General features: G+C 60.1%; 26 protein-coding genes and 1 pseudogene. 11 read left to right on the top strand and 16 right to left on the bottom strand.

The window, feature by feature from the left end; genetic code table 11:
* Positions 1-106 precede the first annotated feature (106 nt).
* From KGB27_RS23840 to KGB27_RS23805, 8 genes are all read left to right on the top strand, one after another.
* Positions 107-1,036 carry an alpha/beta hydrolase gene (locus KGB27_RS23840; RefSeq protein ID WP_207284665.1) on the top strand — a complete coding sequence of 310 codons (930 nt, stop codon included), beginning with the start codon at positions 107-109 and terminating at the stop codon, positions 1,034-1,036.
* Between the two features lie 104 nt (positions 1,037-1,140).
* Positions 1,141-2,112 carry a prolyl aminopeptidase gene (gene pip, locus KGB27_RS23835; protein ID WP_008025251.1) on the top strand — a complete coding sequence of 324 codons (972 nt, stop codon included), beginning with the start codon at positions 1,141-1,143 and terminating at the stop codon, positions 2,110-2,112.
* On the top strand, positions 2,109-2,546 hold the full coding sequence (gene dtd, locus KGB27_RS23830) for a D-aminoacyl-tRNA deacylase (protein WP_008025248.1): 438 nt from the start codon (positions 2,109-2,111) through the stop codon (positions 2,544-2,546). The genes pip and dtd overlap by 4 nt, the downstream gene beginning before the upstream one ends.
* Positions 2,547-2,867: 321 nt before the next feature.
* On the top strand, positions 2,868-4,685 hold the full coding sequence (locus KGB27_RS23825; RefSeq protein WP_192226841.1) for a glucan biosynthesis protein G: 1,818 nt from the start codon (positions 2,868-2,870) through the stop codon (positions 4,683-4,685).
* Entirely contained in the window at positions 4,678-7,248 is a 2,571-nt protein-coding gene (mdoH, locus tag KGB27_RS23820) for a glucans biosynthesis glucosyltransferase MdoH (RefSeq protein WP_032832668.1), read from the top strand. The genes KGB27_RS23825 and mdoH overlap by 8 nt, the downstream gene beginning before the upstream one ends.
* Before the next feature lie 189 nt (positions 7,249-7,437).
* Positions 7,438-8,235, top strand: coding sequence for a transporter substrate-binding domain-containing protein (locus tag KGB27_RS23815; protein ID WP_008041897.1), 798 nt, complete (start codon positions 7,438-7,440; stop codon positions 8,233-8,235).
* A 128-nt stretch (positions 8,236-8,363) separates the two neighbouring features.
* Complete coding sequence (locus KGB27_RS23810; protein WP_008025242.1) at positions 8,364-9,323, top strand: amino acid ABC transporter permease; 960 nt, start codon at positions 8,364-8,366, stop codon at positions 9,321-9,323.
* Positions 9,316-10,050, top strand: a complete 735-nt coding sequence (locus tag KGB27_RS23805; RefSeq protein ID WP_008025241.1) for an amino acid ABC transporter ATP-binding protein — start codon at positions 9,316-9,318, stop codon at positions 10,048-10,050. The genes KGB27_RS23810 and KGB27_RS23805 overlap by 8 nt, the downstream gene beginning before the upstream one ends.
* Positions 10,051-10,136: 86 nt before the next feature.
* On the opposite strand, the gene KGB27_RS31655 is transcribed toward KGB27_RS23805, so the two are convergent.
* The 11 genes and pseudogenes from KGB27_RS31655 to ubiE form a co-directional block, all read right to left on the bottom strand.
* On the bottom strand, positions 10,137-10,850 hold the full coding sequence (locus KGB27_RS31655) for a methyl-accepting chemotaxis protein (RefSeq protein ID WP_411736712.1): 714 nt from the start codon (positions 10,848-10,850) through the stop codon (positions 10,137-10,139).
* A 144-nt stretch (positions 10,851-10,994) separates the two neighbouring features.
* A pseudogene (locus KGB27_RS31650) lies at positions 10,995-12,053 on the bottom strand (methyl-accepting chemotaxis protein); the annotation flags it as partial.
* A gap of 80 nt (positions 12,054-12,133) precedes the next feature.
* Entirely contained in the window at positions 12,134-12,841 is a 708-nt protein-coding gene (locus KGB27_RS23795; protein WP_223480691.1) for a 16S rRNA (uracil(1498)-N(3))-methyltransferase, read from the bottom strand.
* The gene (gene tatC, locus KGB27_RS23790; RefSeq protein WP_008025235.1) at positions 12,838-13,632 is read right to left on the bottom strand and encodes a twin-arginine translocase subunit TatC; all 795 of its coding nucleotides are present in this window, start codon (positions 13,630-13,632) and stop codon (positions 12,838-12,840) included. Before tatC ends, KGB27_RS23795 begins: the two co-directional genes overlap by 4 nt.
* Complete coding sequence (gene tatB, locus KGB27_RS23785; protein WP_008041893.1) at positions 13,629-14,090, bottom strand: Sec-independent protein translocase protein TatB; 462 nt, start codon at positions 14,088-14,090, stop codon at positions 13,629-13,631. The genes tatC and tatB overlap by 4 nt, the downstream gene beginning before the upstream one ends.
* 10 nt (positions 14,091-14,100) lie before the next feature.
* Complete coding sequence (locus tag KGB27_RS23780) at positions 14,101-14,373, bottom strand: twin-arginine translocase TatA/TatE family subunit (RefSeq protein ID WP_008025233.1); 273 nt, start codon at positions 14,371-14,373, stop codon at positions 14,101-14,103.
* A gap of 25 nt (positions 14,374-14,398) precedes the next feature.
* Complete coding sequence (locus KGB27_RS23775; protein WP_008025232.1) at positions 14,399-14,731, bottom strand: phosphoribosyl-ATP diphosphatase; 333 nt, start codon at positions 14,729-14,731, stop codon at positions 14,399-14,401.
* A complete protein-coding gene (hisI, locus tag KGB27_RS23770) occupies positions 14,724-15,125 on the bottom strand; it encodes a phosphoribosyl-AMP cyclohydrolase (protein WP_008041892.1) in 402 nt (133 codons plus the stop codon). Before hisI ends, KGB27_RS23775 begins: the two co-directional genes overlap by 8 nt.
* Positions 15,126-15,205: 80 nt before the next feature.
* Complete coding sequence (gene ubiB / locus KGB27_RS23765; protein WP_008041890.1) at positions 15,206-16,810, bottom strand: ubiquinone biosynthesis regulatory protein kinase UbiB; 1,605 nt, start codon at positions 16,808-16,810, stop codon at positions 15,206-15,208.
* The gene (locus tag KGB27_RS23760; protein WP_223556544.1) at positions 16,807-17,430 is read right to left on the bottom strand and encodes an SCP2 domain-containing protein; all 624 of its coding nucleotides are present in this window, start codon (positions 17,428-17,430) and stop codon (positions 16,807-16,809) included. Before KGB27_RS23760 ends, ubiB begins: the two co-directional genes overlap by 4 nt.
* A complete protein-coding gene (ubiE, locus tag KGB27_RS23755; protein ID WP_007948968.1) occupies positions 17,430-18,200 on the bottom strand; it encodes a bifunctional demethylmenaquinone methyltransferase/2-methoxy-6-polyprenyl-1,4-benzoquinol methylase UbiE in 771 nt (256 codons plus the stop codon). Before ubiE ends, KGB27_RS23760 begins: the two co-directional genes overlap by 1 nt.
* A gap of 155 nt (positions 18,201-18,355) precedes the next feature.
* Between ubiE and KGB27_RS23750 the strand changes: the two genes are divergently transcribed.
* The 3 genes from KGB27_RS23750 (at position 18,356) to KGB27_RS23740 (ending at position 20,161) form a co-directional block, all read left to right on the top strand.
* Positions 18,356-18,631: a polyhydroxyalkanoic acid system family protein gene (locus tag KGB27_RS23750; protein ID WP_008041889.1), complete on the top strand. Its 276-nt coding sequence runs from the start codon at positions 18,356-18,358 to the stop codon at positions 18,629-18,631.
* Between the two features lie 248 nt (positions 18,632-18,879).
* A complete protein-coding gene (locus KGB27_RS23745) occupies positions 18,880-19,302 on the top strand; it encodes a phasin family protein (RefSeq protein ID WP_008025226.1) in 423 nt (140 codons plus the stop codon).
* A gap of 10 nt (positions 19,303-19,312) precedes the next feature.
* Positions 19,313-20,161: a phasin family protein gene (locus tag KGB27_RS23740; protein WP_223556543.1), complete on the top strand. Its 849-nt coding sequence runs from the start codon at positions 19,313-19,315 to the stop codon at positions 20,159-20,161.
* A 191-nt stretch (positions 20,162-20,352) separates the two neighbouring features.
* On the opposite strand, the gene KGB27_RS23735 is transcribed toward KGB27_RS23740, so the two are convergent.
* The 5 genes from KGB27_RS23735 to KGB27_RS23715 form a co-directional block, all read right to left on the bottom strand.
* Positions 20,353-20,973, bottom strand: a complete 621-nt coding sequence (locus KGB27_RS23735) for a TetR/AcrR family transcriptional regulator (protein ID WP_008041885.1) — start codon at positions 20,971-20,973, stop codon at positions 20,353-20,355.
* Positions 20,974-21,042: 69 nt separating this feature from the next.
* Entirely contained in the window at positions 21,043-22,725 is a 1,683-nt protein-coding gene (gene phaC, locus KGB27_RS23730) for a class II poly(R)-hydroxyalkanoic acid synthase (protein ID WP_008041884.1), read from the bottom strand.
* Between the two features lie 114 nt (positions 22,726-22,839).
* Positions 22,840-23,694, bottom strand: a complete 855-nt coding sequence (gene phaZ, locus KGB27_RS23725; RefSeq protein ID WP_008041882.1) for a poly(3-hydroxyalkanoate) depolymerase — start codon at positions 23,692-23,694, stop codon at positions 22,840-22,842.
* Positions 23,695-23,838: 144 nt separating this feature from the next.
* Positions 23,839-25,518, bottom strand: a complete 1,680-nt coding sequence (phaC, locus tag KGB27_RS23720) for a class II poly(R)-hydroxyalkanoic acid synthase (RefSeq protein WP_223556542.1) — start codon at positions 25,516-25,518, stop codon at positions 23,839-23,841.
* Between the two features lie 258 nt (positions 25,519-25,776).
* A complete protein-coding gene (locus KGB27_RS23715; RefSeq protein ID WP_008025216.1) occupies positions 25,777-26,154 on the bottom strand; it encodes a gamma-butyrobetaine hydroxylase-like domain-containing protein in 378 nt (125 codons plus the stop codon).
* Between the last annotated feature and the right edge of the window lie 49 nt (positions 26,155-26,203).

The following is a 26,203-nucleotide window of genomic DNA, read 5'->3' as shown; positions in this document are numbered from 1 at the left end:
ATGGCAGTGGGTCAATCAGCATTAATTTTGACTGACCCACTGCCATCGCGAGCAGGCTCGCTCCCACAGGGTTATCCACTCGTCACAAATCCTCGGCGGCAGGTCCATGGAAACTTATCCCCTTTCTGACCAAATGACGGCATTCGTCGAAAAAACCGTCAGCTTCAACGCCACCGACACCAGCCTCGCCGGACTGCGCCAGGCCTACAGCGAGATGTGCCGGGCGTTCACCCCGCCGCGTCCCGCCGGGCTATACGTAGTGGATTTTGTATTGGCCGGTGTACCGATTCGGTCCTATCAGCCCGCAGCTTTGCCATCGACCGACGGTAGCCCGTGCATTGTGTATCTGCACGGCGGCGGTTGGGTGGTGGGGGATCTGGATTCCCACGACTTCATCTGCGCCGAGCTGGCGTCGACGCTCGGCGTGTTGGTGATCGCGGTCGATTATCGTCTGGCGCCGGAGCATCCGTTTCCAGCGGCGTTCGATGACTGCCTGAAGGTCTGGCGAGCGCTGCGCTCCGGGCCGTTTCAACTGGACCCCGCACGTACGCTGGTGGCCGGCGACAGCGCCGGTGGCAATCTCGCCGCCGCGCTGTGCCTGGCACTGCGCGATGCGGGTGAGCCACTGCCGGCGGCGCAAGTGCTGATCTATCCCGGCCTCGGTGGCGATCACCGTTTGCCTTCACGCAGTGAATGCAGCGACGCGCCTCTGCTCAGCAGCAGTGACGTAGATTGTTATCACGCCTTGTATTTGCGCGGCACTCAAACGCCTGGCACCTATGCCATGCCGTTGCTCGCCGGGGATTTGCGCGGATTGCCGCCGGCATTGATCGCGGTGGCGCAATTCGACCCGCTACGCGATGACGGCGTGCTGTACGCCGAGCGCCTGAACGCTGCGGGCGTGGCCGCGACGCTTTATTACGGGGAAGGGCTGGTTCATGGCTGTCTGCGGGCGCGGGGTCAGGTCGCGGAGGTCGATGCGCTCTACGAAACGCTGCTCGGCTATTTGGCAAAAAAACGGGTGGCAAAACTCTGACTCTGCATGGACATGCTCATTGACGTAAATCGGGTTTATGATGCCCAACGGCAGAATAATAGAAGTCCCCCCAGGGATGACCTCGACCCCTTACGGAGCGCGCAATGCAGACTTTGTACCCGCAGATCAAACCCCACGCCCGGCACGATCTGGCTGTCGATGAAACCCACACCCTGTATGTAGACGAAAGCGGTTCACCGGAAGGTTTGCCGGTGGTGTTCATCCACGGCGGCCCCGGTGCCGGGTGTGATGCACAGAGTCGCTGCTTTTTTGATCCGAACCTGTATCGCATTGTCACCTTCGACCAGCGCGGTTGTGGTCGCTCCACGCCCCACGCCAGCCTGGAAAACAACACCACCTGGGATCTGGTCGCCGACCTTGAGCGGATTCGCCAGCATCTGGGCATCGATAAATGGGTGCTGTTCGGCGGCTCGTGGGGCTCGACCCTGGCGCTGGCCTACGCGCAAACCCATCCGGAGCGTGTGCACGGTCTGATCCTGCGCGGGATTTTTCTCTGCCGTCCGCAGGAAATCGAGTGGTTCTATCAGGCGGGCGCCAGTCGTCTGTTCCCTGATTACTGGCAAGACTACATTGCGCCGATCCCGCTGGATGAGCGCGAAGACTTGCTCGGCGCTTTCCACAAGCGCCTGACCGGCAACGATCAGATCGCCCAGATGCACGCGGCCAAAGCCTGGTCCACCTGGGAAGGGCGGACCGCGACCTTGCGTCCGAACCCGCTGGTGGTCGATCGTTTCTCCGAGCCGCAACGGGCGTTGTCCATCGCGCGCATCGAATGTCACTACTTCACCAACAATGCGTTCCTTGAGCCGAATCAGTTGATCCGCGACATGGGCAAGATCGCCCATCTGCCGGGCGTGATCGTTCACGGTCGCTACGACGTGATTTGCCCGCTGGATAACGCCTGGGAACTGCATCAGAACTGGCCGAACAGTGAACTGCAGGTCATCCGTGATGCCGGGCATGCCGCCTCCGAACCCGGCATTACCGATGCCTTGGTGCGCGCCGCCGATCAGATGGCCCGGCGCCTGCTCGACCTGTCCCCAGCAGAAGCATGAAGGGCCTGTTGCAGCGCGTGCGTGGCGCGCGCGTCGAGGTAGCGGGGGAGGTGGTCGGTGCCGTCGATCAGGGTTTGCTGGTACTGGTGGCGGTCGAGCCCGAGGACACTCGGGCCAGTGCCGACAAACTTCTGCATAAGCTGCTTAACTATCGTGTGTTCAGTGACGCCGAGGGCAAGATGAATCTGTCCCTGGCGGATGTCGGGGGCGGGTTGCTGCTGGTCTCTCAGTTCACCCTGGCCGCCGACACCAAAAACGGGTTGCGCCCGAGTTTTTCAACCGCTGCCCCTCCGGCGCTGGGCGAGGAGCTTTTCGACTATCTATTAGAGAAAGCGAAACAGGTGCATGGCACAGTGGCATCAGGTAGATTCGGCGCGGATATGCAGGTGCACCTGGTCAATGATGGCCCGGTAACCTTCCTGTTACAGACCTGAAAGCGCTTGAAACAAGTTTTTAAGCGCTTTTTCACTGAAAACAGGGGTTTTTCGCGAGAAATACTTTGTTGCGCCTGATGCGTTGTAACGCGGCCTACTAGATAATCGCGCGCTACGGGGATCAGCGTTCGTTGGTCCGTTTTGACTTAGGTAGAGACTTGTCCTGGGCCTGTTGGGGAATCATTTAGCCCCATAGGAGTCGGAACAATGCTCGCCAACTTGGCAAGAGTGGTTTGTAGGGACGGGTTTTTCATCCCGTTTACCTCACAGGCCCTTTAACTGGCCGTTGGTTTTTTGATCTGTTTTCGGCGAGGGTTGCTCGTGATTGTTAGTCCCTGTAATGCACCAAGATTGTCAGCCAAACGGCTACGAAGCGCACTGGTAGCGGGCTCTGCACTGCTCTGCCTGTTCGGCGCCGGCCAGCTTTGGGCATTCAATCTGGATGATGTATCGGTCAAGGCAAAAGAGCTGGCCGGGCAGAAATTCGAAGCCCCGCGCAGTAACCTGCCGAACGAATTCCGTGAGATGAAATTCGCGGACTATCAGAAAATTCGTTTCCTGACCGAAAAAGCCGAATGGGCCGATCAGAAAACCCCGTTCAAGCTTTCGTTCTATCACCAGGGTATGCATTTCGATACTCCGGTGAAAATCAACGAAATCACGGCCAACACCGTCGAAGAGATCAAATACGACCCGTCTCGTTTCGATTTCGGCGACCTGAAATTCGATCCTAAAGCCACCGAACAACTGGGTTATGCCGGTTTCCGTGTGCTGTACCCGATCAACAAGGCCGACAAGCAAGACGAAATCATGACCATGCTCGGCGCGAGTTACTTCCGCGTTGTCGGCAAGGGTCACACGTATGGCTTGTCCGCTCGCGGCCTGGCAATCGATACCGCGTTGCCGTCCGGCGAAGAGTTCCCGCGTTTCCGTGAGTTCTGGATTCAACAGCCGAAGCCGGGCGACAAGCACCTGGTAATCTTCGCGCTGCTGGATTCGCCACGCGCCACCGGTGCCTATCGCCTGACCCTGCGTCCGGGCAGCGACACCATTGTCGACGTCAAGGCGCAGATGTTCCTGCGTGACAAGGTCACCAAGCTTGGCGTTGCGCCGCTGACCAGCATGTTCCTGTTCGGCGCCAACCAGCCGTCGAAAGTGCTGAACTACCGCCGCGAACTGCACGATTCCAGCGGCCTGTCGATCCATGCCGGCAACGGCGAGTGGATCTGGCGTCCGCTGAACAACCCGAAACACTTGGCGGTGAGCAACTTCTCGATCGAGAACCCGCGCGGTTTCGGCTTGCTGCAACGTGGCCGTGACTTCAGCCACTACGAAGACCTCGACGACCGCTACGACAAGCGCCCAAGTGCCTGGATCGAGCCAAAAGGCGATTGGGGCAAGGGTTCTGTCGACCTGGTCGAAATTCCGACTGCCGATGAAACCAACGACAACATCGTTGCCTTCTGGAGCCCGGAAAAACTGCCTGAGCCAGGTCAGCCGCTGGAATTCGGCTACCGCCTGCACTGGACCATGGACGAAGCGGCGATTCACGCACCGGACAGCGCCTGGGTCAAACAGACCTTGCGCTCTACCGGCGACGTCAAGCAGTCCAACCTGATTCGTCAGCCGGACGGCAGCGTTGCCTATCTGGTGGATTTCGAAGGCCCGTCCCTGGCAGCGTTGCCGGCCGATACAGACGTTCGCAGCCAGGTCAGCGTGGGTGATAATGCCGAACTGGTCGAGAACAGCGTGCGCTACAACCCTGAAACCAAGGGCTGGCGCCTGACCCTGCGCATGAAGATCAAGGATCCGGGCAAGTCCACCGAGATGCGTGCCGCACTGGTGCAGAACATCGTGCCTGCCGATCTGGCCAAGACTTCGATCCCATCGTCCACCTCTTCCGTTGCCAAGGCCGACAAAGTGGCCGCCAAGCAAGCGGAGAAAGCGGACAAGGACGCGAAGGCCGCCGAGGCCAAGCAGGCCGAAGCCAAGCCAGTTGCAGATGCCAAGGACAAGGCGAACAACAAAGACGCCAAGCAGCCTGTCGCTGCCGACGCGGCCCCAGCCACACCGGAATCGGCACCGACTGAAGAAGTCCTGACCGAGACCTGGAGCTATCAGTTGCCTGCCGATGAGTAATTCTCAAGTCCAGCCAGAAACTCTTGCCGAGTATCTGGCGCATCTGCCGATGACCGACGAGCAGCGCGCGGAACTCGCGGGCTGCAAGTCGTTCAGCGAACTTCACGAGCGTCTGTCGTCCTCGACGTTCGATGCACCGGTCGAGGCTGCTCAAGCCTCGGTCGGCCGTCGCTTGACCCTGAGCACCGCTGAAGAGCTGGAAGAAGCGGAAATGCTGGTGCTCGACGCCAGCGGTCGTGTTTGCCTCAAGGCAACCCCGCCGATCCGCCGGACCAAAGTCGTGCCGGAGCCGTGGCGCACCAACATTCTGGTGCGTGGCTGGCGGCGTCTGACCGGTCGCACCAACCCGCCGGCTCCGCCGAAAGACGAGAACGTGCTGCCGGCGGCCCGCTGGCGCACCGTGGGTTCGATCCGCCGTTACATCTTGCTGGTACTGATGCTCGGTCAAACCATCGTTGCCGGCTGGTACATGAAAGGCATCATGCCGTACCAGGGTTGGTCGTTCGTCGACCTCAACGAAGTGCTGCATCAGCCGCTCCTGCAAACCGTCACGCAAGTGCTGCCGTATGCGCTGCAGACCACCATCCTGATCATGTTCGGGATTCTGTTCTGCTGGGTCTCGGCCGGTTTCTGGACCGCGCTGATGGGCTTCCTCGAGTTGCTCACCGGTCACGATAAATACCGCATCTCCGGTAAAAGTGCCGGCAACGAGCCGATCCCCAAAGACGCGCGCACCGCACTGGTGATGCCGATCTGCAACGAAGACGTGCCACGGGTGTTTGCCGGTCTGCGCGCGACGTTCGAGTCGGTCGCTGCCACAGGTGACCTGGACCGTTTCGACTTCTTCGTCCTCAGCGACAGTAACGATGCCGACATCTGCGTCGCCGAGCAGCAGGCCTGGCTGGACGTCTGCCGCGAAGCCAAGGGTTTCGGCAAGATCTTCTATCGCCGCCGTCGCCGTCGCGTAAAACGCAAAAGCGGCAACCTCGACGACTTCTGCCGTCGCTGGGGCGGTGACTACAAGTACATGGTTGTGCTCGACGCTGACTCCGTGATGAGCGGCGAATGCCTGACCAGTCTGGTGCGCCTGATGGAAGCCACGCCGGACGCCGGGATCATCCAGACCGCGCCGCGTGCGTCGGGCATGGACACTCTTTATGCGCGCATGCAGCAGTTTGCGACCCGCGTGTACGGTCCGCTGTTCACCGCCGGTCTGCACTTCTGGCAGTTGGGCGAATCGCACTACTGGGGCCACAACGCGATTATCCGCATGAAGCCGTTCATCGAGCACTGCGCCCTGGCGCCGTTGCCCGGTAAAGGCGCGTTCGCCGGCGCGATTCTGTCCCACGACTTCGTTGAAGCAGCGCTGATGCGCCGTGCCGGTTGGGGCGTGTGGATTGCCTACGACTTGCCAGGCAGCTACGAAGAGTTGCCGCCGAACCTGCTGGACGAACTCAAGCGTGACCGTCGCTGGTGCCACGGTAACCTGATGAACTTCCGCCTGTTCCTGGTCAAGGGCATGCACCCGGTTCACCGTGCGGTGTTCCTCACCGGCGTGATGTCTTACCTGTCGGCGCCGTTGTGGTTCTTCTTCCTCGTGCTGTCGACGGCGCTGCTGGCGGTCAACACGCTGATGGAGCCGCAGTACTTCCTTGAACCGCGTCAGCTTTACCCGCTGTGGCCACAATGGCACCCGGACAAGGCCATCGCGCTGTTCTCGACCACTATCGTGCTGCTGTTCCTGCCGAAGCTGTTGAGCATCATCCTGATCTGGGCCAAGGGCGCGAAAGAGTTCGGTGGCAAGTTCAAGGTGACCCTGTCGATGCTGCTGGAGATGTTGTTCTCCATGTTGCTGGCGCCGGTGCGGATGATTTTCCACACCCGTTTCGTACTCGCCGCGTTCCTCGGCTGGGCCGCGACCTGGAACTCGCCGCAACGTGACGACGACTCCACGCCATGGAGCGAAGCGGTCAAGCGCCACGGTCCGCAAACCCTGCTGGGCTTCTTCTGGGCCCTGTTGGTGATCTGGCTGAACCCGAGCTTCCTCTGGTGGCTGGTGCCGATCGTCGGTTCGTTGATGCTGTCGATCCCGGTTTCCGTGATCTCCAGCCGTGTTGGCCTGGGCCTGAAGTCCCGTGACGAGAGCCTGTTCCTGATCCCTGAGGAATACAATCCGCCACAGGCGTTGCTGGCAACTGACCAGTACACCCATGAAAACCGTTGGCATGCGCTGAAAGACGGCTTCATCCGGTCGGTGGTTGATCCACAGCAGAACGCTTTGGCGTGCTCGCTGGCGACATCGCGCCACGGTCAGGCCGAGCCAATCGAATGGCTGCGGATCGAACGAGTTCGCCATGCATTGAAAGTCGGGCCTGACGGTCTGAACAACAATGAGCGTGTACAACTACTGAGCGACCCGGTAGCACTGGCTCGTTTGCATGAGCAGGTCTGGAGCGAAGGTCATCCCGAGTGGCTGGAAGCCTGGCGCAAATCGGTGAAATCCGATCCCCATGCGCCGTTGCTGCCGCTCAAGCCGCTGAGTGCACAACCGCAGTTGGCATAACAAAGAGAACCCCGCGAAAGCGGGGTTTTTTTTGCCTCATCGTTCCCAAACACTTGTGCAAACGAGCGAGTACGTTAGCATCCGTCCCCGAATTGGTGCGCCCGGATAATTTTTGTCCGTATCGATGCGTTTCCTGAGGGGAGCCGCCGTTTGCGCGCCTCATAACGCACTGGTTTTGGGGACATGAAGATGAAGAAGTATCTCTCGATGCTGCTGGTCGGCGTCACGGCATTGGTTGCAGTCAGCACGGCGCAGGCCGGTGCCATCGATGACGCGGTCAAGCGCGGCACGTTGAAAGTCGGCATGGACCCGACCTACATGCCGTTCGAAATGACCAACAAGCGCGGCGAGATCATCGGCTTCGAAGTCGACATCCTCAAAGCCATGACCAAGGCCATGGGCGTCAAGCTGGAGCTGGTGTCCACCGGCTACGACGGCATTATCCCGGCCCTGCTCACTGACAAGTTCGACATGATCGGCAGCGGCATGACGCTGACCCAGGAACGCAACCTGCGCCTGAACTTCAGCGAACCGTTCATCGTGGTCGGCCAGACGCTGCTGATTCGCAAAGAGCTGGAAGGCACCATCAAGTCCTACAAAGACCTGAACACCGCCGACTACCGCATCACCTCCAAGCTCGGCACCACCGGTGAGATGGTCGCCAAGAAGCTGATCTCCAAAGCCAAGTACCACGGCTACGACAACGAGCAGGAAGCAGTGCTCGACGTGGTCAACGGCAAGGCTGACGCCTTCATCTACGACGCGCCTTACAACGTCGTGGCGGTGAACAAGGTCGGCAACGGCAAACTGGTGTTCCTCGACAAGCCGTTCACCTACGAGCCGCTGGCCTTTGGTCTGAAGAAGGGTGACTACGACAGCATCAACTTCATCAACAACTTCCTGCACCAGATCCACGAAGACGGCACCTACGATCGCATCCATGACAAGTGGTTCAAAGACACCGCTTGGTTGAAGGATATGGAATAAGGCCCGGTCAGATAGACCGCGTCGCTCCCATTCGCGGGCAAGCCTCGCTCCTACAGGATATGACTTTGTAGGAGCGAGGCTTGCCCGCGAAGGCGGCCTCCCTGGCGACATAGAATCCGGAACCTGCAATGAAACAGAAAAAAGCCCAATGGCCCTGGCACGTGTTGACCGTGCTGGTGCTGATCGGCCTGGCCGGCGCGTTGTATTACGCCACCTCGCTGATGTCCTACGAATGGCGCTGGAACCGCGTCCCGCAGTACTTCGCCTACCACGCCGAAGAGTCCCAACGCGCCGCCGACATCTCCACCGTCAGCGAACTGGTGCGCAAAGGCGACAAGGCTGAAGTCACGTTGCGCAACGACGCGGGTGACGAGCAGCGCGTGACCGTCGACGACAACAGCCTGCAAGTCGCCCAAGGCGATGATGTGGCCGAAGGCGACGTGATCGGCGTGACTCGCCATTGGGCCGCCGGACCGCTGATGTGGGGTCTCTGGACCACCTTGTGGTTGTCCGTGGTGTCTGGCGTGCTCGGCTTGCTGATCGGCCTCGCCACGGGCTTGTGCCGTCTCTCGAACAATCCGACCCTGCGCGACCTCTCGACGATTTACGTCGAACTGGTGCGCGGTACGCCGCTGCTGGTGCAGATTTTCATTTTCTACTTCTTCATCGGCACCGTGATGAACCTGTCCCGGGAGTTCGCCGGGATCGCCGCACTGTCGCTGTTCACCGGTGCCTACGTGGCGGAAATCATCCGCTCCGGCGTGCAATCCATCGCCCGTGGCCAGAACGAAGCTGCGCGTTCCCTGGGCTTGAGCGCGGGTCAGTCGATGCGCCACGTGGTGCTGCCGCAAGCGTTCAAACGCGTCCTGCCGCCGCTCGCCGGGCAGTTCATCAGCCTGGTCAAGGACACCTCGCTGGTGTCGGTGATTGCGATTACCGAGCTGTTGAAAAGCGGTCGCGAAGTGATCACCACCTCGTTTTCGCCATTCGAAATCCTGTTCTGCGTGGCTGGCCTGTATTTGTTGATCAACCTGCCGCTGTCGAAAATCGCCAGCCGGCTTGAGCGGAGGCTCGCGCAAAGTGATTGAAGTCCGCGATCTGGTAAAAGTCTTCGACACTCGCGGCCACGTGGTGCGCGCGGTGGATAACGTCTCCACCCAGGTGGCGAAGGGCGAAGTATTGGTGGTGATCGGTCCGTCCGGCTCCGGCAAATCGACCTTCCTGCGCTGCCTCAATGGCCTGGAAGAGTTCGACTCGGGCTCGGTGAGTATCGACGGCCTGCAACTGGCCGATCCGAAAACCGACGTGAATGCCTACCGCCGGGAAGTCGGCATGGTGTTCCAGCATTTCAACCTGTTCCCGCACATGACCGTGCTGGAAAACCTCTGCCTCGCCCAGAAAGTCGTGCGCAAGCGCGGCAAGAAGGAGCGTGAAGCCAAGGCCTTGGCATTGCTGGAAAAGGTAGGCATTGCGCAGAAGGCCAACGAGTTTCCGTCACGCCTGTCCGGCGGTCAGCAGCAGCGCGTGGCGATTGCACGGGCATTGGCCATGGAGCCGAAGGTCATGTTGTTCGATGAACCGACCTCGGCGCTCGATCCGGAAATGGTCGGCGAAGTGCTGGATGTGATGAAAACCCTGGCCGTGGAAGGCATGACCATGGTCTGCGTGACCCACGAAATGGGCTTTGCGCGGGAAGTGGCGGATCGGGTGCTGTTTTTCGATCACGGCAAATTGCTGGAAGACGCCTCGCCAGCCGAGTTCTTCGATGCGCCGAAGGATCCGCGGGCGCAGGCCTTCCTTCGTCAGGTCCTCTGACGCCTTCGCGGGCAAGCCTCGCTCCTACAGGGATCTGCGATTAACTGTAGGAGCGAGGCTTGCCCGCGAAGGGGGGCGACTCGGTTTTAAACCTTGAACCTGCCCACCAGCATCTGCAAATGCGTCCCCAGCCGCGCCAGCTCAACGCTGGACGCCGCGGTCTCTTCACTGGCTGCCGAGGTCTGCTCGGACACATCGCGCACGTTCAGCACGCTGCGATTGATCTCTTCCGCCACCGCGCTTTGCTGTTCGGCAGCGGCGGCAATCTGCTGGTTCATCGACTGAATCGCCGACACGGTGCGGGTGATGCTTTCCAGCGAGCCACCGGCGCGGCGGGTCAGTTCGACGCTGCTGTCGGTCAGGGTGCGGCTGTTGTCCATGATGGTCGCGACTTGCTGGGTGCCGCTCTGCAGGCCGACGATCAGCTCTTCGATTTCTTCGGTGGACTTCTGGGTGCGCTGCGCCAGGCTGCGCACTTCGTCGGCGACCACCGCAAAACCACGTCCGGCTTCACCGGCGCGAGCGGCTTCAATGGCCGCGTTGAGCGCCAGCAGGTTGGTTTGCTGAGCCACGGATTTGATCACGTCGAGCACACTGCCGATCTTGTCGCTTTCGCGTTTGAGATGCCCCATGGCGTCGGTGGAGTTGCCGACTTCCTTGGCCAGGCGTTCGATTTGAGCGATCGCTTCGCCTACCACCTTGTCGCCTTCGCGGGCCTGCTGATCGGCGGCGAGCGCGGCTTCGGAGGCTTCTTCGGCGTTACGTGCGACTTCCTGCACCGTGGCGGTCATTTCGTTCATCGCGGTCGCCACCTGGTCGGTCTCGACCTTCTGGCTGTTGACGCCGGCGCTGGTCTGCTCGGTGACTGCGGACAGTTCTTCGGCGGCGCTGGCGATTTGCGTGACGCCATCGCTGATGCCGCCGATCAATTCGCGCAGGCCCAGGGTCATGCTTTGCATCGCCCGCTGGAGCTGACCGAGTTCGTCCTGACGCTCGGAAACGAGGTTCTGGGTCAGGTCGCCGGCGGCAATGCGCTCGGCCACTTTCAGCGTCTGGCCCAGCGGAACGACGATCTGCCGGGTGATGGCCCATGCCGCGAACAGGCCGAAGACCAGCGCCAGGGCGGTGGCCAGCAACAGCATGTTCTTGGCGTGTGCGGCGTCAGTGTCACGGATGACGGTTTGCGAGGCGGTGAGCTTTTTGCTGACGTCGAACAGGATGTCGCCTTGAGCGGCCATGCGTTTCAGCGCGGCGGCGCTGGCGACCTGGGAGTCACGGAACTGGCTGACGGCGGCGCGGTAGGCTTTGAGTGAATCGCTGGCCTGTTGCAGGTTGGCGATGTGCTGTTCCGGCAATCTGGACGGCAGGCTTTCGAGGTTTTTCAACGCATTGTCGATGGCGTCCAGCGCCGGTTGTTCGGCTTCGGTCTTGCCGCTGTAGGTATAGCCGCGCACCTGGAAGCGAGCTTGCTGGATCAGTTTGCTCAGGTCGATAACGCTGTTGAAATCGGCGACGCTGTCGCCTTGCAGCAAGGATTTCTCGACTTCACCCACGCGCGCCACGGCGTTATCGGCCGTGGCGCCGAGTTTGCTGCGAGCATCTTCGCGGTTGGCGCCGGCCTGGGTCATGGCGGCGAAGGCTTGTTTGTACTCGCTGACTGCGGCCAGTTGCTGATCGACCATGGCTGCGTCGGCAGGTTGCTCGATCAGTGTGCGGGCGGTTTTCAAACCGGTGTCGAGTTGGCCGAGCAGGTCGTTGACGGCGCCAGGGCCTTGTTCGCCACGGCGCATTTCGTAGTCCAGGCGGGCCAGGCGCAGGTCTTTGGTCAGTTCATTGAGGCTGGCAATAAACCCGAGCTTGTCGCCGCGATTCACCACGTCACTCAGGCCGGTCCAGCCCGTGACGGTGATCAACAATGTCAGCAGCAGCACCAGACCGAAGCCGACACCCAGTTTGCGATTGACGCTGACGTTCCCCAGTTTCTCGGCTAGCCATCGGTACATGCTGCAACTCCCACGGACCACAAGTTGGTTTTATGGGAACTGTATCGGCAGGCGGTCAGGATTCTGTAGGAGCGTAATGGCTAGAAGAGGCGGGCGAGCAGCGCGGTGACGGCGGTTTCGACGCGCAGGATACGCTCGCCGAGCTGCACCGGTTGCAGGCCGGACTTGGCCAGCAGGTCGATTTCGTAGGGGATCCAGCCGCCTTCCGGGCCGATAGCCAACGTGACCGGTTCGTCGAGGCCACGGGGGCAGGGCGGGTAGTTGCCCGGATGGCCGACCAGGCCGAGGGTGCCTTCGGCAATCGCTGGTAGTCGATCTTCGACAAACGGCTTGAAGCGTTTCTCGATGACAATTTCAGGCAACACGCTGTCCCGAGCCTGCTCGAGGCCGAGGATCAGTTGCTCGCGAATCGCTTCCGGTTCCAGGAACGGGGTCTGCCAGAAGCTCTTCTCGACGCGATAGCTGTTCACCAGCACGATCCGTGGCACACCCATGGCTGCCACGGTCTGAAACACCCGGCGCAGCATTTTTGGGCGTGGCAGGGCCAGCACCAGGGTCAGCGGCAGCTTGGTCGGTGGCGGTTGGTCGAGGGTGACGCGCAGTTCGGCTTCATCGGCGTCCAGGCGCAGTACTTCGGCCGAGCCCATCAAACCGCCGATACGCCCGACGCGCATGCTGTCACCCACCTCACAGCGATGGACTTCCTGCATGTGCGTCAACCGCCGATCACGCAGGATCACCCGGTCGGCCGCAATGAAATCGGCCTCTTCGAGGAGCAGCAGGTTCACGCTTGGGTCGCTGGCGGCTGGTCGTTGTGATCGTCAACCGGTTGGTCGTCCGGATGGTCGCCGCGCTTGCTGATCAGGCCGCCGAACAGGATGCCGATTTCAAACAGCAGCCACATCGGTACGGCCAGCAGCGTCTGCGAGAAGATGTCCGGCGGCGTCAGGATCATACCGACCACGAAGCAGCCGATGATCACGTACGGGCGGATTTTCTTCAGGTATTTGACGTCGACTACGCCGATCCACACCAGCAGCACCACGGCCACCGGAATCTCGAACGCCACGCCGAAGGCGAAGAACAGCGTCATGACGAAATCGAGGTAGCTGCTGATGTCGGTCATCATTTCCACGCCGGCCGGGGTGGCGGCGGCGAAGAATTTGAAGATCAGCGGGAATACCAGGTAATAGGCGAATGCCATGCCGGCATAAAACAGCATGATGCTCGATACCAGCAACGGCACCGCGATGCGTTTTTCATGCTTGTACAGGCCCGGCGCAATGAAACCCCAGATCTGATGCAGGATCACCGGGATCGCCAGGAACAGCGACACCATCATGGTCAGCTTCAGTGGCGTCAGGAACGGCGACGACACGTCGGTGGCGATCATCGTCGCGCCCACTGGCAGATACTGGCGCAGCGGCGTGGAGACGAAGGTGTAGATCTGCTGGGTGAACGCAAACAGCCCGGCGAAGATGATGAAGATCGCCGCTACGCAGCGCAGCAGACGGGTACGCAACTCGGTGAGGTGCGAAACCAGCGGCATGTGCTGGTCGTTTTCTGGGAGATCGCTCATGAGGCTCGCGGCGGCAAAGTGGTGTCGTGAGGAGCCGGCGTTGTCGGCACGGCGGCAGGAGCAACGGGTTCTGCATGCGCCACGACCGGCGCCGCTTCAACCGCTTCCACCGCTTTCACGGTTTCCGTCGGCGCAGCAGCAGGCGCGGATTCTGTCGTCGATGCATGGATCGTCTGCTCCGCCACCGGCTGAACCGGAGTGGCTTCCTGCTGGGTCGGCGTGAAAATCTTCCGCGCCTCCTGTTCCAGCGACAGAATGTGCTCGTTGTGCAGTTGCCGACGAATCTCGTCGGCACCGATTTCACGCTCAACTTCCTGTTTGATCGCATTGAAGCTGCGCTTCAGGCGACCGACCCACAGGCCGGCGGTGCGCGCAGCACCCGGCAGACGCTCGGGGCCCAGCACCAGCAGGGCCACGAGGCCGACGAGCAGCAGTTCAGAGAAGCTGATACCAAACATTAGTCAGTGCTCACACGTCTTTGCGGATCGGCTCTTCGACTTTTTGCGCCTGCACGTCGATGGTGTGCGGCTGGTTCACGGACTGGGTGGTCTGTGGCTGAACAGGTGGAACCGGTTGGGCCGCTGCCGGATCGGCGGGTTTTTCGTCGTCGTTCATGGCTTTCTTGAAGCCCTTGATCGATTCGCCGACGTCAGTGCCGAGGTTTTTCAGTTTCTTGGTGCCGAACACCAGCACGACAACAACCAGGATGACGATCCAGTGTTTCCAGTCAAAAATGCCCATGTTGCTGCTCCTCTCTAATAGTTGTTCAGGCGGACGGGCGCGAGGCTTTCTCTGCGTGTCCGGACAGACCGAAACGACGGTCCAGTTCATCGAGTACAGCCTGTGGATGCTGCCCCAGTTGGGCGAGCATGACCATGCTGTGGAACCACAAATCGGCGGTCTCGTAGATCACATCGCTGCAGTCGCCGCTGATGGCGGCATCCTTGGCGGCAATGATGGTTTCGACCGACTCTTCGCCGACTTTTTCCAGAATCTTGTTCAAGCCCTTGTGGTACAGGCTGGCGACGTACGAGCTGTCGGCGGCGGCGCCTTTGCGCGCTTCCAGTACCTCGGCCAGTCGGGTCAGAGTGTCACTCATGTGTGTGTCCTGCGGAATAGATGGCGTGCGGGTCTTTGAGAACCGGGTCGACGGTTTTCCAGTCGCCGTTCTCGAAGACGCGATAGAAGCAGCTCTGCCGACCGGTATGGCAGGCGATGTCGCCGATCTGCTCGACCATCAGGATGATCACGTCGGCGTCGCAGTCCAGGCGCATCTCATGCAGGGTCTGCACGTGGCCGGACTCTTCGCCCTTGCGCCACAACTTGCCACGGGAACGTGACCAGTAGATGGCGCGGTTTTCGACAGCGGTCAGTTCCAGCGCTTCGCGGTTCATCCAGGCCATCATCAGGACGCGCCCGGTCTTGTGATCCTGGGCGATTGCCGGCACCAGGCCGTCGGCGTCCCACTTGATCTCGTCCAGCCAGTTTTTCATCTTCGACTCCGACAGCGGGCTCCGCACTACATGAGCAGAGTCCAACGTTCAAACAGTGTGCCAGTGGATCACACAACTGGCTATCGGCGAACGACCAGATACAAGCCGACGGCCATCATGATTCCTGCCGGCCAGTAGGCCAGTTCGTTCAACGGCCCGCCCATGGCCAGTATTGCGCCGCCGGCCAGGTGCGCGGTACCGAGCAGGCGCAGGAACCAGTCGTCCCGGCGTCGATGCCACGATGGCGGCGGGTCGTAAGCGTGGGGCTGCGACATGCGTTCGAGCAGGTCGCGCGCCATGTTGGCCAGGTGCGGCAGTTGTTCGAACTGGTTCTGCACGTTGCCGAGCAAGGCTTTGGGGCTGACGCGCTCGCGCATCCAGCGTTCGAGGAACGGCTGGGCGGTGTTCCACAGATCGAGGTCCGGGTATAGCTGGCGGCCCAGGCCTTCGATGTTCAACAGGGTTTTTTGCAGCAGCACGAGCTGTGGCTGCACTTCCATGTTGAAGCGTCGAGCGGTCTGGAACAGGCGCATCAGCACCTGACCGAAGGAAATATCTTTTAACGGTTTTTCGAAGATAGGCTCGCAAACGGTACGGATCGCCGCTTCGAATTCGTTGAGTTTGGTTTCCGCCGGTACCCAGCCCGAGTCGATGTGCAGTTGCGCCACACGCCGGTAATCGCGTTTGAAGAACGCGAACAGGTTGCGCGCCAGATAATCCTGGTCTTCCGGGGTCAGGCTGCCGACGATGCCGCAGTCGATCGCAATGTACTGCGGGCTCCACGGGTTGACGGTGCTGACGAAGATGTTGCCCGGGTGCATGTCGGCGTGGAAGAAACTGTCGCGGAACACTTGGGTGAAAAAGATCTCGACGCCGCGCTCGGCGAGCATTTTCATGTCGGTGCGCTGGTCGGCCAGGGTTGCGAGGTCGGTGACCTGAATGCCGTAGATGCGCTCCATCACCAGCACTTTCGGCCGGCACCAGTCCCAATAGACTTGTGGCACGTACAGCAGCGGCGAACCGTCGAAATTACGCTTCAACTGGCTGGCGTTGGCCGCCTCGCGCAACAGGTCGAGTTCGTCGTAGATGGTTTTTTCATAGTCGCTGACCACGTCCACCGGGTGCAGCAGACGCGCGTCGGCGGAGAGTTTTTCCGCTGCGCGGGCGAGGATGAACAACCACGCCAGGTCTTGCGCGATGATCGGTTTCAGGCCGGGGCGGATGACTTTGACGACAACCTCTTCACCGGTTTTCAACTGCGCGGCGTGCACCTGCGCCACCGAAGCCGAGGCCAGCGGTTCGACGTCGAAACGGCTGAACACTTCACTGATCTTTTTGCCGAGCTGTTCTTCGATCAGCTTGACCGACACTTGCGAATCGAACGGCGGCACGCGGTCCTGCAGCTTCATCAGCTCATCGGCGATGTCTTCCGGCAGCAGGTCGCGGCGGGTGGACAGGATCTGCCCGAACTTGATGAAGATCGGCCCCAGGTCCTGCAGCGCCAGGCGCAATCGCGCGCCACGGCTCAGGTCCAGCGGCTTGCGCGGGAACCAGCGCCACGGCAAGGCGTAGCGCAGCGCCAGCAGAAACCACGGCAGCGGCAGGGCGAACAGCAGGTCATCGAGGCGGTAGCGAATCACAACGCGCTGGATGCGCAACAAACGGCGGACGGCAAGCAGCTTCATGCGTTATCGCTTGGGTCGAGGGATCGGGAAAGGCGCTCGAAACGCGCCTCGAGACGTTCCAGATCGAGTTTGATCTGGTCCAGTTCACTGAATCGGGCTTCGGCTTCGCGCTGACCGACGAGGGTGCGCGATTCTTCGGCCAGGTATTCGCCCAGGTTCTGACCCAGGCTGGCAAATCCTTGCTGATACCAGCGTGCGCGACTGCGCAGGTGACCGCCGACCAGTTGCGTGGCCACAGGTCCCAGCCAGCGCGAAAGTTCGTATTCCCAGTCCAGCTCCAGGTCCTGGAGGATCGCGGCCAGTTCCAGCAGCACGCCGCTGTCGCCGTCGAGTTCGACTTCAGGGGCATGCAAAACCGAGGTCTTGTCCTTGCTCATCGCCAGTTTCAACAGGCTGGAAGCCGGTGCACACAAGGTGCAGTCGGCGCCGGTTTCCCAGTGGGTCGCCAACATCAAGCCTTCGTCGCTGGGCAGGATGAACAGTTGCAGTGCCGGGCTGCGGCAATCGACGGCAATCACCCGGCCGCTCAAATGCGCCAGCCGCGGCAGTGCCGTGCTGTCGAGACGCAGCACCCGGTTCAGGCCGAGTTCAATGCTGGCGAGCAGACCGGCCAGCAACATCAGGGTTTGATGCCACGGTGCAGGGCCACGATGCCTGCGGTCATGTTGTGGTAGGTCACGCGGTCGAAACCGGCCTCGACCATCATCGACTTCAGGGTTTCCTGATTCGGGTGCATGCGGATCGATTCGGCCAGGTAGCGATAGCTTTCCGAGTCGTTGGTGATCAGCTTGCCCATCAGCGGCATGAAGGCGAACGAGTAGGCGTCGTAGGCTTTGGACATCAGCGCGTTGGTTGGCTTGGAGAATTCCAGCACCAGCAAACGGCCGCCCGGCTTGAGTACGCGCAGCATCGAGCGCAGGGCGTCTTCTTTATGCGTCACGTTACGCAGGCCGAATGCGATGGTCACGCAGTCGAAATGGTTGTCCGGGAACGGCAGCTTTTCAGCGTCGGCCTGAACGAACTCGACGTTGCCGGCCACACCCAGGTCCAGCAGGCGGTCACGACCGACCTTGAGCATGGATTCGTTGATGTCGGCCAACACCACCTGGCCGGTCGGGCCCACGAGGTGCGAGAATTTTTTGGTCAGGTCGCCGGTGCCGCCGGCAATGTCCAGCACGCGGTTGCCGGTGCGAACGCCCGACAGTTCGATCGCAAAACGCTTCCACAAACGGTGCATGCCGCCCGACAGGAGGTCGTTCATCAAGTCGTACTTGGCGGCTACCGAGTGGAAAACCTCAGCGACTTTTTCCGCTTTTTGGCTTTCCGGAACGTTTTTGAAACCGAAGTGCGTGGTGGGTTCGGCATCGCTGCCTTTGCGCTGATCAGTCATATCGCTGTCACCAGAAGAGAATGCGGGACATTCTAATCCCGGTGGCCTGCTTTGTCTTGGCAAGGCTGAAGGTAAGATGTAGAACCGCCGGGACGTTTTGCCGCAGGCGCGGTCAAGATGCTTCAGGAAAGTATTCATAAAGCAGGAGTCATTCGATGGCCCGTATTAGTGTTGAACGTGCCCACGGCCTGGGCAAGGAAGCGGCCCGCGAGAAGGCCGACCAGTTGGCGCAGAAACTGTCCGATCAATATGGCCTGGAGCCGCAGTGGTCCGGCGACACCCTGAACCTCAAGCGTTCCGGGGTGAAAGGCGCGGTGCATGTTGCTGAGGATTCGATTCGCGTTGATGTGGAATTGGGCCTGATGATGTCGGCCATGAGCGGCATGATCAAATCGGAAATCGAAAAGGCCCTCGATAAAGCCCTGGTCTGATTTCCGAATCGAACCACATCCCCTGTGGGAGCCAGCCAGCCTGCTGGCGATGGCGGTGTATCAGTCAACATTGATGTTGATGGATAAATCGCTATCGCCAGCAGGCTGGCTCCCACATTTGTTTTAAGGTGCACCCGAGGTTTTATGTCAGTTGTTAGGGTGCCGTTTCTAATTTTTCTCCCTACTTTGTGCATGAGCCCGACACTTTCGCGGGCAGTTCCTCAAACCTTCTGCGCGTGAGGTGCACCATGGCCAAAGTTATTTTGAAGAAAAAAATCGACGCTTCGACAACCGCTCTGAGCGACGTCAAATCCTATGCCCGCAAGATCTGGCTGGCAGGCCTGGGTGCCTACGCCAAGGTCGGCCAAGAGGGCAGCGATTACTTTCAAGAGTTGATCAAGGCTGGTCAAACTGTTGAAAAGAAAGGCAAAAAGGTAGTTGCCGAGAAACTTGAAGCAGCTAACGCCGAGATTGATGAAGCCAAGAGCGAAGTAAGCACTTTCAAAGGCAAGGTCGAAGTTCAACTCGACAAGGTCGAGAAGGCTTTTGACTCGCGTGTCGCAAGTACCTTGAATCGTATTGGCATTCCGTCTAAACATGACGTTGAGGCACTCTCTGCTAAGCTCGATGAGCTGACGGCATTGCTCGAACGCGTCGCGCGTAAATCTTAAGGAGAACGGGATGGCTGGTAAAAAGAACACCGAAAAAGAAGGCAGCTCGTGGATCGGGAAAGTCGAAGACTACTCCCGCAAAATCTGGCTTGCTGGTTTAGGCGTGTACTCGAAGATCGACACTGACGGCAGCAAGCTCTTCGATACATTGGTCAAAGACGGCGAGAAAGCCGAGAAGCTCACCAAGAGCGCTGTCGGCAAGAAAGTCGATGCCGCCAAGGACTCCGCTACCTCTGCCAAATCGCGCATCACTGGCGTGAAAGATCGTGCGCTGGGCAAGTGGGATGAGCTGGAAGGGGCTTTCGACAAGCGCCTGAACAGCGCCATTTCGCGCCTGGGTGTCCCGAGCCGCAACGAAGTGAAAGCGCTGCACAGCAAGGTCGATACCCTGACCAAGCAAATCGAAAAACTCACCGGTGCCAAGGTTGCGCCTGTTGCGGCGAAAACCGCAGCAGCCAAACCAGCGGCTAAAACCGCTGCCAAGCCTCTGGCAAAAGCTGCCGCTAAACCGGCTGCAAAACCCGCCGCGAAAGCAGCGGCCAAGCCGGCTGCCAAAACGGCCGCAGCAAAACCTGCCGCAGCCAAGCCAGCAGCGAAACCGGTTGCCGCCAAAGCCGCCGCTAAACCGGCTGCTAAACCTGCAGCAGCCAAGCCTGTGGCAAAACCTGCCGCCGCGAAAAAACCAGCAGTGAAAAAACCGGCAGCGCCGAAAGCTGCTGCTCCAAAACCAGCAGTGGCTGCCGCCAAACCGGCAACCCCGGCGCCGACAGTGAGCAGCTCCAACTCTGCTACCGCGCCGACCCCTGCTGTAACCCCGACTGCCGCGCCAGCTCCATCGACGCCAACCAGTCAGTCCTGATTTCAGGGCTCAAAAAAACGCCCGGCCTGCAAAGGTCGGGCGTTTTTGTTTGTGCACGGTTCTGCAAACACCACCGCCCTTGTAGGAGCTAGCCTGCTAGCGATATCGGTTCATCAGTCAACAACAATGTCGCCGGATAAATCGCTATCGCTAGCAGGCTAGCTCCCACAGGGGACCGTGGTATTCAGGGGTTATCCGTGTTCTTCGAGGTATTGGAGTGCCAGTTGCTCCGTCGCCACCTTGATTGGCGGCAACAAGTGCGGCGCCACCAGCATCATGATCTGATACACCACCAGCCTCACCTCACCTTCGCGATCCAGAATCCGCTGGTAATCCAGCGAAAACAGCAGCGTCATGGTGATCTGTTCCACCAACTGCCCCAACGCCTGCGTGTCGCTGACCAAGTGCCCTTGAGCCTTCAATCGCGCCAGCAATGAAGCCAGTGTGCGCTTCAGCGCATTGAGCAGGTTGCGAATCCCTTTGGCCAGTTTCGGCAGGCGCCCGGCGAGGTTCGACAGGTCCTGAAAGAGAAACCGATAGTGCGACAGGCGCTCGACGATCAGGTGCAGGAACAGCCAGTAATCTTCCGGTGCCAATTCCACATCGGACGGCGGATCGAGCAGCGGCGCAAGCTCCGCCTGGAAGCGCTCGAACAGCCCGAGAATCAGCGGTTCCTTGCCGTGAAAGTGGTAGTAGAGGTTGCCCGGGCTGATGCCCATTTCGTTGGCAACTTCCATGGTGGAGACGTTCGGTTCGCCCTTCTGATTGAACAACTGCAGGGCACATTCGAGGATCCGGTCGCGGGTTTTCATCCAGTCTTCTTAATGTTCAAGTCCTGCCGCGCTTAAACCCTGTAGGAGCCGGCAGTGGTGTGTTGGGTGTCAGCGCACGCGCACGTAAGTACCGGGTGCCGCCTCCATGGGTGGATAGTTCTGGTTGCCGAGGGCCATGTGGGTTTCCTTTTGCGCGCCCGAACGCTCCTGAATCCAGCTCAGCCATTGCGTCCACCAGCTGCCATCGACTTGCTTGGCGTCGTAATACCAGGCCCGCGGATCGCTGCTCAGTTTCGTGCTTTCAATGAAGTTGGCTTTCGGGTTGGACGGCGGGTTGAGGATGCTCTGCACATGACCGCTGTTGGACAGCACGAAGCGTCGCTCGCCACCCAGCAGCAGCGTCGAGCGATACACCGCATCCCACGGCGTGATGTGGTCGTTGATGCCGGCCACGCTGAAGCTGTCGACGGTGACTTTCTGCAAGTCGATCGGCGTGCCGCACACTTCCAGGCCCCCCGGATGACTCAGCGGGTTGTGCTTGAAGAAGTCCAGCAGGTCGCCATGAAAGGCGGCCGGCAGACGTGTGTTGTCGTTGTTCCAGTAGAGGATGTCGAACGCCGGCGGCTCCTTGCCCAACAGGTAGTTGTTGACGAAGTAGCTCCAGATCAAATCGTTGGGGCGCATCCAGGCGAAGACCTTGGCCATGTCGCGACCGTCCAGCACGCCCTTCTGATAGGACCGACGCTTGGCCGCTTCCAGGGTCTGTTCGTCGGCGAACAGGGTCGCGGGGCTCTCCATCTGGCTGTCGAGCAGGCTCACCAGATAGGTTGCGCTGGATACACGGCGTAGTTGCCGCTTCGCCTGCAAATGACCTTGCAGCGCGGCAATGGTCAGCCCGCCGGCGCAGGCGCCCATCAGGTTGACTTCCCGGGCGCCGGTGATCGCCCGACATACATTCATCGCTTCTTCGACGGCTTCGACGTAGGTCGAAAGGCCCCATTCGCGATGGCGCACATCGGGGTTGCGCCAGCTGATCATGAAGGTTTGCAGGCCGTTTTTCAGGGCGAACTGGACGAAGCTGTTGTTCGGGCTCAGGTCGAAAATGTAGTACTTGTTGATCTGTGGCGGCACCACCAGCAGCGGTTTGGAATACTGCTTTTCGCTCATCGGCTTGTACTGGATCAGTTCCAGCAGCTCATTGCGAAACACCACGGCGCCGGTGGTGGTCGCGACCGTCTTGCCGACCTCGAAGGCCTGCTTGGTCACTTGCCTGGGCAGGCCGTCGTTGTGCAGGAAATCATCGACCAGGTGACTGATGCCACGCACCAGGCTGTTGCCGCCGGAGTTGAAGATTTCCTTGACCGCCAGCGGATTGAGCAGGGTGTTGGACGGTGACACCGCATCATTGAGCAAAGCGAACGCGAAGTGGGCGCGGGCGCGATCGTCCGGGTCCATGTTGCTCTCGTCGATCCAGCTTTTGACCTGTTTCTGCCAGCTCAGGTAGGCCTGCAAACTGCGGCGATAAAACGGGTTGAGGCTCCATGCGGGGTCGGCAAAGCGATTGTCGTTGGGGTTGGTCGGGTGCAGGGTTTCGCCCAGCAACACGCGCCCCAGTTGACCGCCCAGCTTCAACGCATGGCGGGCGCTGTGCACGGGGTTGCGCAAACCATGGGCGGCAACGCTGCGCAGGGTCGAAAACAGATCCCGACCACGCAGGCCGGTAATCGCACTCTGTGCGTTGATGAACGCTGCGGGAGTCGGTAAAGATTCCCTCGCTGGCTTGTCGCGCATGACTCAACACTCCTTCGTCTTCAGGCCAAATACAAACACACCGAACCAGAACACCATAGACGCTGTAACGGGTTGTTGCGCGGCGCGGCGTCCTGCCGACCGACGATAAGTCGGTTAGCCGCCCGATGGAGCCGGATGCGGATGCATCACGGCGCGCTGCCGTTCTTCCTCGAGAAACTTCATGATGATCGGCGCCACGGCCTCGGCGCGGGTGATCAGGAACAGGTGCCCGTCATCGATGATGTGCAACTGGGCATTGGGAATCCGCCAGGCCAGCACGCGCATGTTGATCAACGGGATCAGCGGGTCATCGTCGCCGGCCAGCACCAGCGTCGGCTGGTGGATCTTGTGCAGCCAGTGAATGCTGGTCCAGCCGAGCCCGGCGAACAGCTGCCAGTAGTAACCGAGCTTGCCTGCCGAGCGCACCTTCGCCGCATGGCTGGCCGCCAGTGTCGGATCGCGACGGAACGAGCCGCCGTAGATCATCGGCGCAATGCGGATCACGTGCGATGGCTGGATGTAGCGCCGTGGGCTGGCCATCATCCACAGCACTTTCGGTTTGCCCGGCACCATCACCGCACCCGCCGCCGTCGCCGCCAGCACCAGTTTCTTGCAGCGCTCGGGGTAGTCGTAAGCAAACTGCTGGGCGAGGGCGCCACCCCATGACACACCGATCACGTTCACTTGCCCGTAATCGAGATAGTCGAGCATCCGCGCCGTGAGTTTGGCCAGGCCCGGAAAACGATACGGCCGGTTCGGCGTCGACGAACCGCCGACACCGGGCACGTCGAAAGCGATGACTTCGAGGTCCGGGTCCAATGCGGCGACAAACGGAAACACCAGCTCCAGGTTGGCGCCGATGCCGTTGAATATCAGCAAGGGCGTCAAGTGAGGCTTGCCGGGGCGTACTGCCGTGCGGAGGGTCTGGCCATCCAGGTCGACGGTACGAAAAATGAACGGTTGCGGCATGCTTCAAGCCCTGTGGGTTAATTATCCCGGTCCCCTGTAGGAGCGAAGCTTGCTCGCGAAGGCGTCAGATCAGTCGAAATCTACGTTGAATGAATGACCGCTTTCGCGAGCAAGCTTCGCTCCTACGGGGGGCGGGTGTGTCAGTTACCGTTCGTGTACGTAAGTGCCCGGTGCTGCTTCACCTTCCGGATAAGCCTTGTTGCCCAGTTTTGTCGGGGCTTTTTTCAATTCGCCCGAACGCTCGGCCTGCCAGGCTTGCCAGTGCAGCCACCAGGAATCGGTGTGCTTGGTGGAGTTTTCCTGCCACTCCTCAGCCTTCAACGGCATCTCGGCGCTCGTCATGTAGCGCGATTTCGGGTTGCCCGGCGGGTTCAGAATGCTCTGGATATGCCCGCTGCTGGACAGCACGAATTCGACCTTGCCGCCGAACAGTTGCGCTGACTTGTAGCAGGACTTCCACGGCGTGATGTGGTCGTTGGTGCCGGCCAGGGAAAAGATGTCGGCCGTGACCTGCTTCAGGTCGATCGGCGTGCCGCACACTTCCAGTGCATCCGGGCGGATCAGCGGATTGTTTTTGAACATCTCGATCAGGTCGCCGTGGAACGCGGCGGGCAACCGGGTGGTGTCATTGTTCCAGAACAGAATGTCGAACACCGGCGGCTCGTTGCCGAGCAGGTAGTTGTTGACCCAGTAGTTCCAGATCAGATCGTTGGGGCGCATCCAGGCGAACACTTTCGCCATGTCGCGGCCTTCGAGTACACCGGCCTGATAGGAATGGCGCTTGGCGGCTTCAAGCGTCTGCTCGTCGACGAACAGTGCCACGTCGCTGTCCAGGGTGGTGTCCAGTACGCTGACCAGCAGCGTCAGGGCGTTGACTTTTTTCTCGCCGATTGCGGCGTAGTGGCCCAGCAACGCGGTGCAGGTGATGCCGCCGGAGCAGGCGCCGAGCATGTTCACGTCTTTGCTGCCGGTGATCGCGGTGACCACATCAACCGCTTCCTTGAGCGCTTCGATGTAGGTCGACAGGCCCCATTCGCGCTGTTCCTTGGTCGGGTTGCGCCAGCTGACGATGAAGGTCTGCACGTGATTGCGCAGGCAGAAACGCGCCAGGCTTTTGTCCGGGCTCAGGTCGAAAACGTAGAACTTGTTGATCTGTGGCGGCACCACCAGCAATGGGCGCTCATGCACCTGCTCGGTGGTCGGCCGGTACTGGATCAGCTCCAGCACGTCGTTACGGAAAACCACCGCACCTTCGGTCACGCCCAGGCTCTTGCCGACTTCGAATGCGCCCATGTTGACCTGGCTCGGCATGCCGCCGTTGTGCACCAGATCCTTGGCCAGGTGCGAGAGGCCGTCGAGCAGGCTCTTGCCACCGGTTTCGAAGAAGCGTTTGACCGCTGCCGGGTTGGCCGCCGTGTTGGTCGGGGCCATGGCTTCGGTCATGAGGTTGATTACGAAATGCCCGCGTGCCACATCCTTGGGCCCGAGGTTACTGTCGCCGATCCAGTCGTGGAGTTCCTTGCGCCACGCCAGGTAGGTTTGCAAATAACGTTTGTAGAGCGGGTTCTGGCTCCAGGCTGGATCGGCAAAGCGACGGTCATCGCTGGTCGGTAGCAGCTCGGATTTGCCGAACAGCACGTTCTTCAGTTCAAGACCGAAATGAGCGACATGCTTCGCACTGTGAATCGGTTGTTTAATGGCCTGCCTGAGCACCATTCGAGCAGAAGCCAGTAGATCCTTTCCACGCAGCCCAACGACAGGATTAAGCCCCAAGGTGTTTTCCGAGGCTTGATTCTTCAAGTCATCGTTATTCTTGTTACTCATCTACGACGCTCCATTGTCCTGAGACGAGTACCTGAGTCCAGCCGTGTAGTCACACAGCCAATGCCAGGTACTACTGCTCGGGTGACCGATAATTCTGCATCGCTGCTTTTTAGTTCAGAGAGCACTGCAGGTAACTTGCCAGCTCCATTGGTTACCCGAGTTTAATTTTTTTCGCAAGCAGGCTAATGACTGACCTCGCGGCCAAGCATTCAAACAGATGAAATTAGAAAATGCCTTCTAATGCGCAAGAGGCGCGGGTTAGAGCATCAGCTTGACGACAGATTCGTTAGGGTCGCGGGTCTTTCCGGCGGCTTTCAGTTCGGCAAGATAATCGTTCCAGAGATCCTCTTGGCGCACGCCCAGCTGGTACAGATATTCCCAGGTGAACAGGCCGCTGTCGTGGCCGTCGTCGAAGGTCAATTTCAGTGCGTACTGACCGGCCGGTTCTACCTTGGTCAGGCCTACGCCGATCTTGCCAAATTGCAGGATAGGTTTGCCGTGGCCCTGGACCTCGGCGGAAGGAGAGTGCACGCGCAGGAACTCGGCGGGCAGGTGATGTTCCTCGCCGGACGCGTATTTCAGCGACAGGGTTTTCGAGGCTTTGTGCAGTTTGATGTCGGTGGGGAGTTGGGTCATGACCTGATGTCCGTCAGTGTGGAACTCTCGCGGTCCCTTGTAGGAGCCG

Source organism: Pseudomonas sp. BF-R-01 (assembly GCF_019946615.1).
GTDB lineage: Bacteria > Pseudomonadota > Gammaproteobacteria > Pseudomonadales > Pseudomonadaceae > Aquipseudomonas > Aquipseudomonas migulae.
This window is presented reverse-complemented; position numbering and strand designations above follow the sequence as displayed.

What these genes read in the sequence shown, in the direction of transcription:
- KGB27_RS23775 (WP_008025232.1), bottom strand. Translation starts at nt 14,731, where the DNA reads ATGAGTGACACTCTGACCCGACTGGCCGAGGTACTGGAAGCGCGCAAA.
- tatB (WP_008041893.1), bottom strand. Translation starts at nt 14,090, where the DNA reads ATGTTTGGTATCAGCTTCTCTGAACTGCTGCTCGTCGGCCTCGTGGCC.
- phaC (WP_008041884.1), bottom strand. Translation starts at nt 22,725, where the DNA reads ATGCGCGACAAGCCAGCGAGGGAATCTTTACCGACTCCCGCAGCGTTC.
- KGB27_RS31655 (WP_411736712.1), bottom strand. Translation starts at nt 10,850, where the DNA reads ATGAACGAAATGACCGCCACGGTGCAGGAAGTCGCACGTAACGCCGAA.
- pip (WP_008025251.1), top strand. Translation starts at nt 1,141, where the DNA reads ATGCAGACTTTGTACCCGCAGATCAAACCCCACGCCCGGCACGATCTG.
- KGB27_RS23735 (WP_008041885.1), bottom strand. Translation starts at nt 20,973, where the DNA reads ATGAAAACCCGCGACCGGATCCTCGAATGTGCCCTGCAGTTGTTCAAT.
- mdoH (WP_032832668.1), top strand. Translation starts at nt 4,678, where the DNA reads ATGAGTAATTCTCAAGTCCAGCCAGAAACTCTTGCCGAGTATCTGGCG.
- KGB27_RS23780 (WP_008025233.1), bottom strand. Translation starts at nt 14,373, where the DNA reads ATGGGCATTTTTGACTGGAAACACTGGATCGTCATCCTGGTTGTTGTC.
- ubiB (WP_008041890.1), bottom strand. Translation starts at nt 16,810, where the DNA reads ATGAAGCTGCTTGCCGTCCGCCGTTTGTTGCGCATCCAGCGCGTTGTG.
- tatC (WP_008025235.1), bottom strand. Translation starts at nt 13,632, where the DNA reads ATGAGCGATCTCCCAGAAAACGACCAGCACATGCCGCTGGTTTCGCAC.
- hisI (WP_008041892.1), bottom strand. Translation starts at nt 15,125, where the DNA reads ATGAAAAACTGGCTGGACGAGATCAAGTGGGACGCCGACGGCCTGGTG.
- dtd (WP_008025248.1), top strand. Translation starts at nt 2,109, where the DNA reads ATGAAGGGCCTGTTGCAGCGCGTGCGTGGCGCGCGCGTCGAGGTAGCG.
- KGB27_RS23840 (WP_207284665.1), top strand. Translation starts at nt 107, where the DNA reads ATGGAAACTTATCCCCTTTCTGACCAAATGACGGCATTCGTCGAAAAA.
- KGB27_RS23750 (WP_008041889.1), top strand. Translation starts at nt 18,356, where the DNA reads ATGGCCCGTATTAGTGTTGAACGTGCCCACGGCCTGGGCAAGGAAGCG.
- KGB27_RS23745 (WP_008025226.1), top strand. Translation starts at nt 18,880, where the DNA reads ATGGCCAAAGTTATTTTGAAGAAAAAAATCGACGCTTCGACAACCGCT.
- KGB27_RS23815 (WP_008041897.1), top strand. Translation starts at nt 7,438, where the DNA reads ATGAAGAAGTATCTCTCGATGCTGCTGGTCGGCGTCACGGCATTGGTT.
- phaC (WP_223556542.1), bottom strand. Translation starts at nt 25,518, where the DNA reads ATGAGTAACAAGAATAACGATGACTTGAAGAATCAAGCCTCGGAAAAC.
- phaZ (WP_008041882.1), bottom strand. Translation starts at nt 23,694, where the DNA reads ATGCCGCAACCGTTCATTTTTCGTACCGTCGACCTGGATGGCCAGACC.
- KGB27_RS23760 (WP_223556544.1), bottom strand. Translation starts at nt 17,430, where the DNA reads ATGTTGCTGGCCGGTCTGCTCGCCAGCATTGAACTCGGCCTGAACCGG.
- ubiE (WP_007948968.1), bottom strand. Translation starts at nt 18,200, where the DNA reads ATGACTGATCAGCGCAAAGGCAGCGATGCCGAACCCACCACGCACTTC.
- KGB27_RS23810 (WP_008025242.1), top strand. Translation starts at nt 8,364, where the DNA reads ATGAAACAGAAAAAAGCCCAATGGCCCTGGCACGTGTTGACCGTGCTG.
- KGB27_RS23715 (WP_008025216.1), bottom strand. Translation starts at nt 26,154, where the DNA reads ATGACCCAACTCCCCACCGACATCAAACTGCACAAAGCCTCGAAAACC.
- KGB27_RS23740 (WP_223556543.1), top strand. Translation starts at nt 19,313, where the DNA reads ATGGCTGGTAAAAAGAACACCGAAAAAGAAGGCAGCTCGTGGATCGGG.